The organism is Dyadobacter fanqingshengii (assembly GCF_023822005.2).
GTDB classification, from domain to species: Bacteria; Bacteroidota; Bacteroidia; order Cytophagales; family Spirosomataceae; genus Dyadobacter; species Dyadobacter fanqingshengii.
This window is the reverse complement of sequence record NZ_CP098806.1, coordinates 2,939,949-2,953,265: the sequence shown is the minus strand read 5'-3', so window position 1 is coordinate 2,953,265 and position 13,317 is coordinate 2,939,949. Positions and strand designations below refer to the sequence as shown.

The following is a 13,317-nucleotide window of genomic DNA, read 5'->3' as shown; positions in this document are numbered from 1 at the left end:
TCCCTATATGCGTATCAAACCTTTACCACCAGAAACACTCAATGCCGAGCTCCGCTATGTGCATGATGAGATCGCCGGTTTAGTGGGCAGGAGCCAAAGTCAGGTCGTAATGATCGATGAGCAGGGTGCATTATTAGGCCCTTTTGCGCCGATGCTACATTTTCCACAGTTTGGTGTCCCGGCTTTGAGCTTTCTCCGGACGCTGGACATGCATGCAGCGCTGGACAAAGCCGTACGGGAAGTGGCAATCCTGACAGTTGGTGGAGCTTTTGGGTCACGGTTTGAGCTGTATGCCCACGAGATCATGGCCGAAGCTTTTGGCGTTTCGCCCGGCATTATCGCCTCACTTGCAGCCGGTGGCCGCCCCCAAGGGTTAACCGAGCAGGAAACCATTGCGCACGACATGGCTTATGCGCTGGTCAACAGCCGTATTGTTCCCGACTCAACTTACAACCATGCGGTGCACCTCCTTGGAAAGGAGGGGGCAGGCGAGCTCATATTTCTCATCAGCGGCTACTGCCTGATCGCCGTGATTTTAAACGGATTCGACATGCCCGCTCCCGAAAGGAGTGTATCATGACAATGCATTCAGTGGCTTCTTGCGTACTCAACGAATATTTGTAATCAAGTCAGGAAATGGGAAAGCGGTTTATATTCATATTAGCTGACATTGTCACTTGTTTGTTAGTTGCCTTTTTGGTGGCCTGTTCCGGTAATGAAAAGCCTCAAACGGCACATCCTCCTGCGAGTGTGCCGGTTGTAAGTCTGAGTGCCGGCCAGGTCACGACTTATCATGATTATCCCGCGAGCATTGAAGCAGTCGCAAATGTCCTGATCAGGCCGCAGGTAAGCGGTTATATTGATCGTGTTTTGGTAGATGAAGGCGCTTTTGTCAGGAAGGGGCAAACGCTTTTCAAGATCAATGGGCTGCTTTATCGCGAGCAGCTGAATGCTGCAATCGCGGGTATGCATCTTGCCGAGGCGTTGCTGATCAATGAGCAAATCGAGACGGATAAACTCAAACCATTGGTACAAAACAAGGTGATATCAGATTATCAGCTCAAAATCGCGGAAGCTGCATTGCTAATGGCCAAAGCGCGGCTCGAACAGTCACAGGCCGCCATTGCGTCGGCCAAAATCAATCTGGGATACACCACTATACAAGCGCCTGTGAGCGGCTATGTGGGACGGTTAATGAAAAAGCAGGGCACACTGGTAGCGCCATCCGATCCCGCTCCTTTGACCGAACTATCGGATGTTTCTCAGCTGCACGTCTACTTTTCGCTGAGCGAGCAGGATTTTGTCCATTTCAAAGCACAATACCCGGGCAATTCATTAAGCGAAAAAATCGAACATGTACCAGAAGTGGATCTTGTTCTCAGTGACGAAAGCATCTTTAGCCAAAAAGGAAAAATAGACATTTTTGACGGTCAGTTTGATAAAAATACCGGTTCGATCACAGTCAGGGCGAGTTTCCCGAACCAACAGGGGTTACTCCGGTCCGGTAACACGGGCAAGGTCAGACTTGGTCTCCATCATCGTGATGCCGTGCTGGTACCTGCGGCGGCGACCCTGGAAATGCAAGACAAAGTGTTTGTATTTGCATTGGATGAAAAAAACAAGGTGAGCAAAGTGGCCATTCAGATTGTGGGCAAAAGCGGCAGCAGTTACCTGGTGAAAGAAGGACTCAAGGCAGGCGACCGGATCGTGATGCGTGGCATGGACCATTTGCAGGAAGGTCAAACCATCCGGCCTGAAATATTGATGACGTATAACAATCCTCGTTCGGAATTAAAATAGACTCTCCATGATCAAAAAACTGATAGACCGGCCTGTACTTGCTACTGTCATTTCGGTGATCCTGGTTATTCTTGGATTACTCGGACTCAAAAGCCTGCCGCTTCAGCAATTCCCTGATATCGCACCGCCCGCAGTTCGCGTTAACGCGGTTTATCCGGGCGCCAATGCAGAGACCGTATTAAGATCAGTTGCCCCTGCGATTGAAGAATCCATCAATGGCGTCGAAGGAATGACCTATATGAGCTCGACGGCCAGCAATGATGGCTCGCTCGCCATCACCGTTTATTTCAAGCTGGGAACGGACCCTGATCAGGCGGCTGTGAATGTGCAAAACCGGGTAGCGCAGGCGACCAGCAAATTACCGGCAGAAGTGATTCAGCAAGGCATTAACACAGCCAAGCAGCAAAACAGCCTGATCATGGTGCTCAACGTGTATTCCGAAAACGGTAAATCCTACGACCAGACCTTCCTGGCCAACTATGCGCAGATCAACCTGATACCGGCCATTAAACGGATACCGGGCGTGGGTCAAACATTTATACTCGGTTCTAATCAGGATTATTCCATGCGGGTATGGCTGAATCCGACTCAAATGGCCACCTATCATCTGACGCCAGGCGATGTCAATGCGGCTATTCAGGACAAAAGCCTGGAATCGGCCCCGGGCAAGTTCGGCGAAAGCAGCGAGGAGTCTTTCGAGTATGTGATCAAATACAAAGGCAAGCTGAACAAGCCGGAAGATTACGAAAACATTGCAATTCGCGCCAATGCCGACGGCTCCGTGCTCAGACTGAAAGATGTCGCCAGAATAGAATTCGGCTCATACTCCTATGGCAGCAAATCACGCGTCAAAGGCCTTACAGCGCTCCCGATCGGCATATTTCAGCTGCCGGGCTCCAATTCCAGTGAGATCCAGATTGCAGTCAAAGCCTTTTTGGAAAAGGCTTCACTGGATTTCCCCAGAGATGTCAGATACATGGTCATTTATAACACCAAGGATTCTTTGGACCAATCCATTGCGCAAGTGGAGCATACCTTGCTGGAAGCTTTTGTACTCGTCTTCATTGTTGTTTTCCTTTTTCTTCAGGACTTTCGGTCCACACTCATACCTGCCATTGCAGTGCCCGTCGCCATTCTGGGAACGTTCTTTTTTATGTCCTTTTTTGGGTTTACCATCAATCTGCTCACCTTGTTTGCATTGATTCTCGCCATTGGAATTGTCGTTGATGACGCGATTGTGGTCGTCGAAGCCGTGCATGCCAAAATGCAATATGGACATCTGCCACCCAAAGAAGCAACCGTTTCGGCCATGAGCGAAATTACCGGCGCGATTATCTCCATCACGCTTGTGATGGCAGCCGTATTTTTGCCTGTCGGTTTTCTGGAAGGCTCCACAGGCGTTTTTTACCGGCAGTTTGCATTTACGCTGGCGATCGCGATCGTTATTTCCGCAGTGAATGCATTAACGCTCAGTCCCGCGCTGGCTGCTCTCTTTCTTAAAACCAGTCATCAGCAAACCAATGAAACAGTCAGGAAGGTAACAATCAAGGAAAAGTTTTTTGCGGGATTTAACTCCGGTTTCGACAAACTTACTTCCAGGTATACCTCGGGTCTGGATTACCTGATGCGATACAAATGGGCAAGTATGGGCGGACTTTTGCTGGTGGTCGCGGCGACTATGTGGATGGTTAACCAGACACCCTCGGGCTTCATTCCCGCAGAAGATCAGGGGTTTATTGCGATATCGCTCTCCATGCCAGCCGGTGCTTCATTGGACAGGACCGATAAAGTAATGGCCGAAGCTGAGAAATTATTGTCATCTGTCGAAGCGACTAAGGAGGTACTGGTTGTAGGCGGATTCAATTTTCTGACTTTATCCATTAGTCCTTCGGCGGGGATCTCTTTTGTACTTTTGAAACCAACCGATGAGCGGGGAAACGTCAAAGACATCAACGCCATTGTCGATACCGTCCGTCAAAAATTAGCTGCCATCAAAGGGGCCGATTTCTTTGTGTTCACCTTTCCAACGGTACCCGGTTTCAGCAACGTGGATGGTCTTGACCTCGTCCTGCAGGACAAGACGGGCGGCAGGCTCGACAAATTCAGCGGCATCAGCAGGCAATTCATCGGCGAGTTGATGAAACAGCCCGAAATCGGTGTAGCATTTACCACTTTCCGTGCCGACTACCCTCAGTTTGAAATGGAAATCGACAATATGAAAGCGGAACAACTGAGTGTCGGTACCAAAGATATCCTGGCTACGATGCAGGGTTATTTTGGGAGTGCACAGGCTTCGGATTTCAATCGTTTTGGTAAGTATTACCGCGTGATGGTCCAGGCAGACAAAAAAGACCGGGCGGAGCTCACTTCCATGGATGGGATACTGGTCAAAAACAAGCTGGGAAATATGGTTCCGCTCAATACATTGGTCAGGTTTAAAAGGGTTTACGGCTCCGAAACCACTTCGCGGTATAACCTGTTCAATTCCATTAGTGTAACAGCTATTCCCAAGCCCGGGCAAAGTTCGGGCGACGCCATTAAAGCCATTCAGAAAGTAGCGTCTGAGCAATTGCCTGCCGGTTATTCCTTCGAATTTTCGGGCCAAACCCGAGAGGAAATCGCGTCCGGAGGGCAGTCGGCCGTTATCTTTGGTTTAAGCCTGCTGTTTATATATTTCCTGCTCTCCGCCCAATACGAAAGTTATATTCTTCCTCTGGCCGTCATTCTTTCCATTCCGACCGGCGTCCTCGGCGTATTTGTATCCATTGGGCTGGCTGGCATTGAAAACAACATTTATGTGCAGGTAGCACTGATCATGCTGATTGGTTTATTGGCCAAAAACGCCATCCTGATCGTAGAGTTTGCCGTCCAGCGCAGGCATGCCGGTTTGTCTTTGAAAACTTCCGCCATGGAAGCAGCACGGCTCCGCATCAGGCCGATTGTGATGACCTCCATTGCGTTTGTGGCCGGATTAATTCCGATGATGTCGGCAAGCGGCCCCTCCGCCCAGGGTAACCATTCGATCAGCATTGGAGCAGCAGGCGGAATGCTATCTGGTGTAATTTTCGGGCTTTTGATTATCCCGGTACTGTTTGTCGTTTTCCAGGCTTTGCAGGAGAAAATTTCCGGAAAGCCGGTAAGTGTCATTGATGGGTCTGCAGATCAATTTGAATTAAGCGCTGTATAACCATTCAAATGAAAAGAAGCATCACAACCCTCCTGTTTCTGATCGTGCTGGTCGCAAGCAGCTGCAGAATTTCCAGGGATACCCCTAAAACCACCGCAGTCCTGCCAGATCATTTTCACGACCAACCCGACGATACGACCAGCATTGCGGATCTTCCATGGGATGCATTTTTCATCGATACAACCCTTCAAAAACTCATTGGCAGCGCCATTGAGAAGAATTATGATATGCAGATTGCGTTAAAAAACATCGAAGCCGCCCAGTTGATTTCCGCGCAGGTGCGGCATAACTATCTCCCGCAGGCAAGCCTGCAGATCAGTGCTAACAGCGCCCGGCCCTCGGATAACAGCTTGAATGGTTTAAGCCTCGATAAATTTCTGGGGACGAGCCACATTGAAGATTACGGTGCGGTATTGAACTTGTCGTGGGAGGCGGATATCTGGGGCAAAATCAGAAACCAGCAGAAGGCTGCGCTGGCGGGTTATCTGCAGAGCAAAGAGGCCCGGAATGCGGTGCAGACGTACATTGTATCTTCGGTCACCAAAGGATTTTATAACCTGCTGATGCTGGATGCCCAACTGTCGATAGCCCGAAAAAACGTAACGCTAAATGATAGTACACTGGAAATGATCACTTTGCAATTCAATGCAGGCCAGGTAAGTTCGCTGGCGGTTCAGCAGGCGCAGGCACAGCAGCAGCTCGCCACACAGCTGATCCCACAGTTTGAGCAGGCTATCCATATCCAGGAAAATGCTTTGAAAATACTCGCAGGAGAATTGCCTGGGCGTATCGACCGGTACCAAGCATTTGATCAACTGGCGCTTCCCGAAAAACTATCAGCCGGGATTCCGTCCCAAATGATCAGTCGGCGGCCTGATGTAAAAAGCCGCGAGCTCGAACTGGTTACCGCCAGCGCCAACATTGGCATCACCAAAGCAAATATGTACCCGGCGCTGAGAATTACGGCAAGTGGTGGCGTTAACTCCTTTTTGGCAAGTAACTGGTTCAATATTCCTGCGTCATTGTTCGGTGTAATTGCGGGCGGTGTGGTTCAGCCGGTTTTTCAGCAAAAAAGACTACGAACACAATATGAAGTCGCGCAGGTAGAGCAGCGGCGGGCTGTCGCCGAATTCAGAAAGTCTGTTTTGGATGCCATTGGAGAAACATCCGACGCATTGGTCAGGATTGATAAGTTAAAGGAGCAGGAAAACATTGCGCAGCTTCGGTCGCAAAACCTTCGGCAGGCCACTCAAAATGCCCGGATGCTTTTTCAAAACGGTATGGCCACTTATCTCGAAGTCATTACCGCCCAGGGCAATGTGCTTCAAAGTGAGCTTTCATTGACAAGCATCAAAAGGGACCAATTTCACGCCGTTACAGATTTGTATACTGCGCTCGGCGGTGGCTGGAAATAAATGTAGATGTTGAATGATCAAAATGTACAATGTTATCCGCAGAATAACTATTGAAGGCTTTTTCGGAGAGCCATAGATTTGAGGCATCATCAGATTGTGAAGCAGAAGCGTTCGAGTATATTTTTCAGACATCCATTTTCCAATTTTATATACATGAAATTATCTCAAATCCACAGACCAGGCTTGCTGCTCGTACCCGGTATCTTGCTAAATAGCGGAGTTCAGGCTCAGGTTTTTATCGACGATACATCCATTCTTGACATTGTCTCTCTGATCGTACTGGCTATTGCTGTATGTGTGTTGCTGCTGGCGTTCCTGACCAAAGAACTGATTATTCAGTTCAGAAAAACGCAGAAACCTAAGGGTTCTTCCGATTTCGATCAATATATCAAAAAGCTGAATAGCAGCGAGATAGATGTTGTTTTAAAAAATATTAAAAGGAAGAAAGGGCAATTGCTCAAAGAGAAGACGCTGCGACTGGTGCCGCTTTTATTATGTTTTGGTTTAAATACCGTTTCCGCGCAGACACCAGCTGCCTCGGGGCCGTTAATCGGTCATACCGGGATTATAATCACCATTGTCCTGATTGGTATCCCTGTTGTCGGCGGAATATTTCTGTTATTTTTTAAGATTTTGAACGCATTAAAAAGATATGGGAGTGCCCAGGCTATTGCCGAAGCACAACAGTTTAAAGCCTATCTTGAAAACATGGAGAATGAAAACCTGGAAACCAGTTTGCGTAAGCGGAAAGCGCAACTGGATTACCGGCTGACCAATTCGGAACTGGCTGGTTTGCTTTCCCCCGAAGATGAAAGAGGTCTCATCACCCATGTAGCCCAGAATGCCGCCTTACCTTTTGTTGCCCGTAAAAAAAGTGCACAAATACGTCCCAAAGTAAACCTTGAATTATCACGGCTCATTCAATGGTACATCGGATGTGCTGCGTGCTGGCTTGTTTTCGGTACTACGGTAGGGGAATATGTCGGGATCAAATTTGTAGCGCCTGATGTGGATCAGGTCAGCTGGTTGAGTTTTGGAAGACTTCGCCCTGTACATACCAATGCAGTATTCTGGGGCTGGGCCTCTTTGGCCATGCTGGGACTGGGGCATTATGTCGTCCCAAGGGTTAGCAATACGCAGCTTTTTGATACTAATCTGGGTTGGTATGCGCTGGTTCTGATCAATTTGTCGGTGTTTGCCGGCACATTGTGTTTGATGGCCGGTATTAATAATGGCGGCGGGGAGTATCGGGAATATATCTGGCCGGTGATGCTGCCTTTTGCCATTGGCCTGGTGCTCACGCTATACAATTTCCTCAAAACCATTGCCAACCGGACTACCAAAGAAATCTATATTTCAAACTGGTACATCGTGGCTTCCATCATTTTCGCAATCACGATCACAGTTGTCGCTTACTTACCATTTTGGCAAAATGGGCTAGGTGAGACCATCGTTCAAGGTTACTATATGCATCAGGGCGTGGGTATGTGGTTTATGCTTTTTACATTGGGCGTTGTATACTATTTTCTGCCTCAGCAGCTCAATAAACCCATTTATTCATATAGTTTGGGCATATTGGCATTCTGGACGCAGATATTATTTTATACGACCATTGGCACACACCATTTCGTTTTCAGTTCCATTGCGTGGTGGCTGCAAACCGTCGCCATTGTCGGCAGCGCAGGTATGATTATTCCGGTGGTGGCCGGCACGACCAATTTTGTGATGACCTTTAAAAACGCCTGGTTCAAAGTACCGGACAGCTACACGCTGCCATTTTTCCTGACCGGCATTGTATTTTACTTTACAGGTTCATTGCAGGGTACGGCGGAAGCATTCCGGTCGACCAACTTAATGTGGCATTTTACCGATTTCACCGTCGCACATTCGCACCTAACGATGTATGGTATCATTTGCTTTTTTCTTTGGGCCGGTATTTATGCAGTGGTGCCGCGGTTGACGGGCCTCGAACCTCCGCAAATAACAGTGGGGGCGCATTTCTGGCTCGCGTTGATCGGGCTTTTGTTTTACACGATACCACTGATGTACGGGAGTACACTTCGCGGACTGATGTGGATGGAGGAAAGACCTTTTATCGACAGCGTCGTTTTCATGGCGCCGTTTTGGCTATGGCGGGCCATCGGCGGCAGCCTGATGTGGCTCTCTCACTTGTTTTTTGCTTACAATATGTATCGTATGATTGTCCAGAGTGACATAATCGACATGCACGAAACGATATTTAAACCCCTGCCCCAGGAGCATAATGCCTGACCGACGTCTCCATACTTTTAGGCTTTCGCGACATGGATTTTTTTTATAACCATACTAAATTATTTGGTGCAGCCTTTTTGTTGTTTTTGGTTTTAACGGTCTTTGTTGCACTCGTACCGGCCATCAACAATGAGAAAAAAAATGCACCACTTCCCGGCTTTGAGCCACTGAGCGATGATGCTGTGGAAGGGAAAGCGCTTTTTGTGGCCAATGGCTGCGTGGCTTGTCATACCCAACAGGTCAGGAATGTGGATATGGATAGAATGTGGGGACAAAGACCAAGTGTGGCCGCTGATTATGCCGCCATTGGAAGGACGGATTTTTGGCGCAACACGGCTACGTTGATGGGAACGGAACGTACCGGCCCGGACCTTACGTCTATTGGGACACGTCAGCCGAGCAAGGAATGGAACCTTGTCCATTTATTTAATCCGCGCATCGTAGTGAAGGAATCCATCATGCCAGCTTATCCCTGGCTTTTTGAAGTAAAAAAAGAACCTTCCCGGGAAGACGTGATTGTGATCGTGCCGGAGATATACTTGAAAGAGCCAGGAACCTTAGTTGCAAGAAAAGATGCGTTAAAGCTCGTGGCTTATCTGCAATCGCTGAAACAAATCGAATTGCCGGGTGGCGCCACAACTGCATTTTTATACAAGAAAGAAACAAAACCAAGTGCAGAAGAGCCGAATGCCAGCGTAAGCATGGACGGTCCTGCTCTATATGCAACGCATTGCCAGGCTTGTCACCAGCCGACCGGAGAAGGACTTAAAGGTGCTTTTCCTGCATTGACAGGCAGTCCGATTGTTCTGAACGACAATCCCGAAATCATGTTGAACATTGTCGTCAACGGGTACGATGCCCGGGAAGAGTTCGGTGTGATGCCTGCGATTGGAAAAAATGCAAGACTAACGCCCGACGAAATCGCGGCCATCATGAACCACGAACGAACTTCCTGGGGCAACAATGCCAGGAAAGTTACTGTGCAGGAAATCGGCAAGCTCATGGATGCGATCAGACAACTGCCGGTTCAATAAACAATGAATGGTTTCACAATGAAAAAACCCGTCCTCACCCTTTTGCTGATTTTGATCAGGCTGGTTTCCCTGGCCTGTCCGGTCTGCGACCAGCGGCAACCCAAGGTTTTAAAAGGGATCACACACGGAACTGGTCCGGAAAGCAATTGGGATTATGTGATCATCATAACCGCGATCGCCATCGTTATTTTCACACTTTTCTTTTCTGTGAAATGGCTGATCAACCCGGGTGAAGCCGGGAATGACCACATCAAAAAATTCATTTTGACCAACCCTTGAAATGGAAGATCAAAGCACAGTGATTATTTTTATAGATGATGATGAAAAGCCAATCGGAGCGTTCGCTTCTCCCGTGAATTTTGAATTGGACACACGAAAAATCGCTGACGGTAAGCATGTTCTGAAAATCGTCAGCAAAGATCCGACTGGTAAGGAAGGGATCAGGATGATTCCATTTGAGGTAAGAAACGGACCGGCCATTGCCATAGAAGGAATGCAAGAAAATGCGGTTGTTGACGGTATTGTACCGATGATGATCAATGCCTACGGAAAAGGCGACCAAAAGAAGTTTCTAATCACGGGCAGTGAGTCACCTCAAAGCATTCCCGCCTTGTTCTGGATACTGCTTATTTGTTTTACGGGCTGGTCATTGTACTATCTGATCACTTACCTGTCGCTAAGTGGCGATTAGAGCAGTTAGCTTTTATTTGTCACCATTAGTATGAGGCAAGCTTTATTTGGGATACTGTTTTCTTATTCCAAGCCTTTTGATCATCGAGTGTAATGTGGTGGGAGGCATCTTTAATGCTTCTGCTGCTCCGCCCGAACCGGCCACTTTCCCTTTACATGATTTGAGAACGCGCATGATATGCTCCCTGTCTACTTCGTCCATTGTTTTGACCCTGGTGTTTTCCAGAACAGACGCTATATTTTCCTCACCCACAGGCAGATGCAGCTGGTTAATGATGGGCTTTGATGATAATAATACGCTTCTTTCCATCAGATTTTCGAGCTCCCGCACATTGCCAGGCCAACGATACGATGAAAGCTTCTTAAGGACGCGACTGGAAATGCCGGAGATTTTCCGGCCGCTTCTTTTTGCATATTTTTCTGCAAAATGGAGCGCCAGGGCAGCGATGTCCTGTCCTCTTTCCCGCAAGGGCGGTATCGTAATAGGAAAAATATTCAGCCTGAAAAAGAGGTCACTTCGAAAATTACCATGGTTGACTTCATTCTGGAGATCTTTATTGGTCGCTGCGATCACACGCACATCCGTTTTGATCGGGGTTCTGCCGCCAACCCTTTCAATCTCTTTTTCCTGCAGGGCCCGGAGTAATTTCACCTGCAAATCCAGGGGCATATCCCCGATTTCGTCGAGGAACAAAGTCCCGTTATGGGCAAGCTCCCATTTGCCGATCCGGCGTTCTGCTGCGCCGGTAAAACTCCCTTTTTCATGGCCAAACAACTCACTTTCAATTAAACTCGCTGGGAGCGCGGCACAGTTTACGGTTACCATTACCTCATCCTTCCTCCATGAATTTTGGTGGATGGCTTTCGCTATCACTTCCTTACCTGTACCGGTCTCTCCGAGCAGCAGAACTGTGCTTTGTGTTTTTGACACCTGGGACACCAGCCTAAGCACCTTTTGCATGGACTCACTTGTACCGATGATCTGTGAATCATTGCTAGCGGCTTCTGACGTTTTATCCGGCCAGGAACGGCTTTCAAGCAGTTCCTTTTTCAAGTTTTCGATTTGCGCGGACTGCTTTTCAGTCTCTTCGTTTGCAATGATACAGGCAAGTGCAGTGCTAATCTGTGATGTGATGGCTTGCAGGAGTTCTGCATCAACGCTATTACGTTCCGTGTACAAAACACCGATATTCCTGGTTCCAAACCGAAGTGGAATGCCCGGTAATTCGTCTGTCGCCCCTGCAGCATGGTCATCACTAACCTCGGAAAGCAAGTACTTATCGATGCCGAGCTTTCTTAGCCCGTCACCGACAACCGTTGTTAACTCAGCCCGAGTGGTGATTTTTGCAATATCATTACAAAAGCTGACGAGCATTGTGCCGCTGTCTTTGTCAGGATGTTTCACTTTTTGGTTTTGTTACACATAAGGTAAATATATCTCCTGTCAGATAAAAAGAAAACTCGATAATTGCGTATTTTTATCGTACCTGGAATGTTCACGAGAATAAATAACATGGGCCTGAAAGTATTGATAGTAGAGGACCAATTCATTGAAGCAAATGACCTTCAGCTGATTTTGAAAAGCGCCGGTCATTCTGTTTGTGGCATTGCAAAATCCGTGGCAGCAGCCCTTGAGTTTCTGCAAACAAACAAGCCTGATATTGTTTTGCTGGATATATTCCTGAAAGGACCTAAGACGGGTATTGACCTCGCACCGAGCCTCACTTCGGAAAACATCCCGTTCATTTTTATTTCCGCCAATTCAGACCCATCGACATTCGACGCTGCCAAAGCAACTCGGCCTGACGGCTTCTTGATCAAGCCATTCAGGAAACTGGATATCCTGGTGGCACTGGATATTGCCATTTACCGGCATCAATATGCGAATGAGCATGCCCTTCACCAGGATCAATGGCGGAAAAACAGTAACACTTTGCCGGGACAAACGGAAGCCCTTGCAGAATTTAAGCAGATCATCGGCCGCAGTCCTAGATTGCTGCAGGTTCTGGACCTGGTCAGTCAGGTAGCGCCATTGGATACCTCCGTGCTGATCCTGGGGGAGACTGGGGTTGGCAAAGAGGGCATCGCGAAGGCGATTCACCAACTTTCAAAAAGAAAAAACAAGCCGCTCATCAAAGTCAACTGCGGGGCAATCCCGCCCAGCCTGATTGAATCCGAGCTATTCGGGCATGAAAAGGGCGCATTTTCCGGTGCTTCCGACAGGCGGATAGGAAAATTTGAGCAGGCGCAGGGCGGGACGATTTTTCTGGATGAAATCGGTGAAATGCCTTTGGAAACACAAACCAAACTGCTCCGGGTAATCCAGGAAAAAGAATTGGAACGGATTGGTGGCAGAACCACGATCAAGCTTGATATTCGGTTCATTACGGCGACAAACCGTAATCTGTACAAAGAAGTAGCAGCAGGAAAGTTTCGGATCGATCTGTATTACAGGATCAATGTCTTTACGATCACGCTTGCACCCTTGCGCGAGCGGAAAGAAGATATTCCAAGTCTGGTCGACTATTTTCTGAAAAAACATGCTAAACTATCTTACAACCAGCCCAAGAGGGTGAGCCCTCAGGCGCTCGAAAAGCTGCTCGCCTATTCCTGGCCGGGAAATATCAGGGAGCTTGAAAATGTCATTGAGCGACATATCATTATCACCCCATTCGGTACAATCTCATCCATCGACCTTCCGGAAGACGAAACAGCTGAGAATCAAAAAATGGGTGATGTTTCGAAGACCAAATCCCCCGCAGGGCATGAAAAACAATCCATTCTGGCAGCGCTAAACAAAAGCAATGGAAAGGTTTCCGGCAAAGGGGGAGCGGCAGAGATTCTGAACTTGCCCGCTGCGACACTGGCTTCAAAAATGAAAAAATTGGGGATCAGCTGGAGTTTTGTTTCCGGATAATGC

General features: G+C 48.1%; 10 protein-coding genes. 9 read left to right on the top strand and 1 reads right to left on the bottom strand.

All coding sequences use genetic code 11. The features are described from left to right. Positions 1 to 7 precede the first annotated feature (7 nt). From NFI81_RS12265 to NFI81_RS12230, 8 genes are all read left to right on the top strand, one after another. The gene (locus NFI81_RS12265) at positions 8 to 580 is read left to right on the top strand and encodes a carboxymuconolactone decarboxylase family protein (protein WP_234612148.1); all 573 of its coding nucleotides are present in this window, start codon (positions 8 to 10) and stop codon (positions 578 to 580) included. Positions 581 to 636: 56 nt separating this feature from the next. Continuing rightward, positions 637 to 1,800 carry an efflux RND transporter periplasmic adaptor subunit gene (locus NFI81_RS12260; RefSeq protein WP_234612149.1) on the top strand — a complete coding sequence of 388 codons (1,164 nt, stop codon included), beginning with the start codon at positions 637 to 639 and terminating at the stop codon, positions 1,798 to 1,800. Between the two features lie 7 nt (positions 1,801 to 1,807). Beyond that, complete coding sequence (locus NFI81_RS12255) at positions 1,808 to 4,987, top strand: efflux RND transporter permease subunit (protein ID WP_234612150.1); 3,180 nt, start codon at positions 1,808 to 1,810, stop codon at positions 4,985 to 4,987. A gap of 8 nt (positions 4,988 to 4,995) precedes the next feature. Further along, complete coding sequence (locus NFI81_RS12250; protein WP_234612151.1) at positions 4,996 to 6,402, top strand: TolC family protein; 1,407 nt, start codon at positions 4,996 to 4,998, stop codon at positions 6,400 to 6,402. A gap of 153 nt (positions 6,403 to 6,555) precedes the next feature. Then, positions 6,556 to 8,673 carry a cbb3-type cytochrome c oxidase subunit I gene (locus NFI81_RS12245; RefSeq protein WP_234612152.1) on the top strand — a complete coding sequence of 706 codons (2,118 nt, stop codon included), beginning with the start codon at positions 6,556 to 6,558 and terminating at the stop codon, positions 8,671 to 8,673. Positions 8,674 to 8,705: 32 nt separating this feature from the next. Further along, positions 8,706 to 9,707: a cbb3-type cytochrome c oxidase subunit II gene (locus tag NFI81_RS12240; RefSeq protein ID WP_234612153.1), complete on the top strand. Its 1,002-nt coding sequence runs from the start codon at positions 8,706 to 8,708 to the stop codon at positions 9,705 to 9,707. A gap of 18 nt (positions 9,708 to 9,725) precedes the next feature. Continuing rightward, on the top strand, positions 9,726 to 9,986 hold the full coding sequence (locus NFI81_RS12235) for a hypothetical protein (RefSeq protein ID WP_234612154.1): 261 nt from the start codon (positions 9,726 to 9,728) through the stop codon (positions 9,984 to 9,986). A gap of 1 nt (position 9,987) precedes the next feature. Then, positions 9,988 to 10,398, top strand: a complete 411-nt coding sequence (locus NFI81_RS12230) for a cytochrome C (protein WP_234612155.1) — start codon at positions 9,988 to 9,990, stop codon at positions 10,396 to 10,398. Positions 10,399 to 10,440: 42 nt separating this feature from the next. Here the strand turns inward: NFI81_RS12230 and NFI81_RS12225 are convergent, their stop codons facing one another. Then, positions 10,441 to 11,802: a sigma-54 interaction domain-containing protein gene (locus tag NFI81_RS12225; RefSeq protein ID WP_234612156.1), complete on the bottom strand. Its 1,362-nt coding sequence runs from the start codon at positions 11,800 to 11,802 to the stop codon at positions 10,441 to 10,443. A gap of 87 nt (positions 11,803 to 11,889) precedes the next feature. Here NFI81_RS12225 and NFI81_RS12220 point away from each other — a divergent pair, with 87 nt between their 5' ends. Next, positions 11,890 to 13,314, top strand: coding sequence for a sigma-54-dependent transcriptional regulator (locus NFI81_RS12220; RefSeq protein WP_234612157.1), 1,425 nt, complete (start codon positions 11,890 to 11,892; stop codon positions 13,312 to 13,314). The last annotated feature ends 3 nt before the right edge of the window (positions 13,315 to 13,317 follow it).

Coding starts and splice junctions, on each gene's coding strand:
- NFI81_RS12265 (WP_234612148.1), top strand. CDS start 8: ATGCGTATCAAACCTTTACCACCAGAAACACTCAATGCCGAGCTCCGC.
- NFI81_RS12260 (WP_234612149.1), top strand. CDS start 637: ATGGGAAAGCGGTTTATATTCATATTAGCTGACATTGTCACTTGTTTG.
- NFI81_RS12255 (WP_234612150.1), top strand. CDS start 1,808: ATGATCAAAAAACTGATAGACCGGCCTGTACTTGCTACTGTCATTTCG.
- NFI81_RS12250 (WP_234612151.1), top strand. CDS start 4,996: ATGAAAAGAAGCATCACAACCCTCCTGTTTCTGATCGTGCTGGTCGCA.
- NFI81_RS12245 (WP_234612152.1), top strand. CDS start 6,556: ATGAAATTATCTCAAATCCACAGACCAGGCTTGCTGCTCGTACCCGGT.
- NFI81_RS12240 (WP_234612153.1), top strand. CDS start 8,706: ATGGATTTTTTTTATAACCATACTAAATTATTTGGTGCAGCCTTTTTG.
- NFI81_RS12235 (WP_234612154.1), top strand. CDS start 9,726: ATGAAAAAACCCGTCCTCACCCTTTTGCTGATTTTGATCAGGCTGGTT.
- NFI81_RS12230 (WP_234612155.1), top strand. CDS start 9,988: ATGGAAGATCAAAGCACAGTGATTATTTTTATAGATGATGATGAAAAG.
- NFI81_RS12220 (WP_234612157.1), top strand. CDS start 11,890: ATGTTCACGAGAATAAATAACATGGGCCTGAAAGTATTGATAGTAGAG.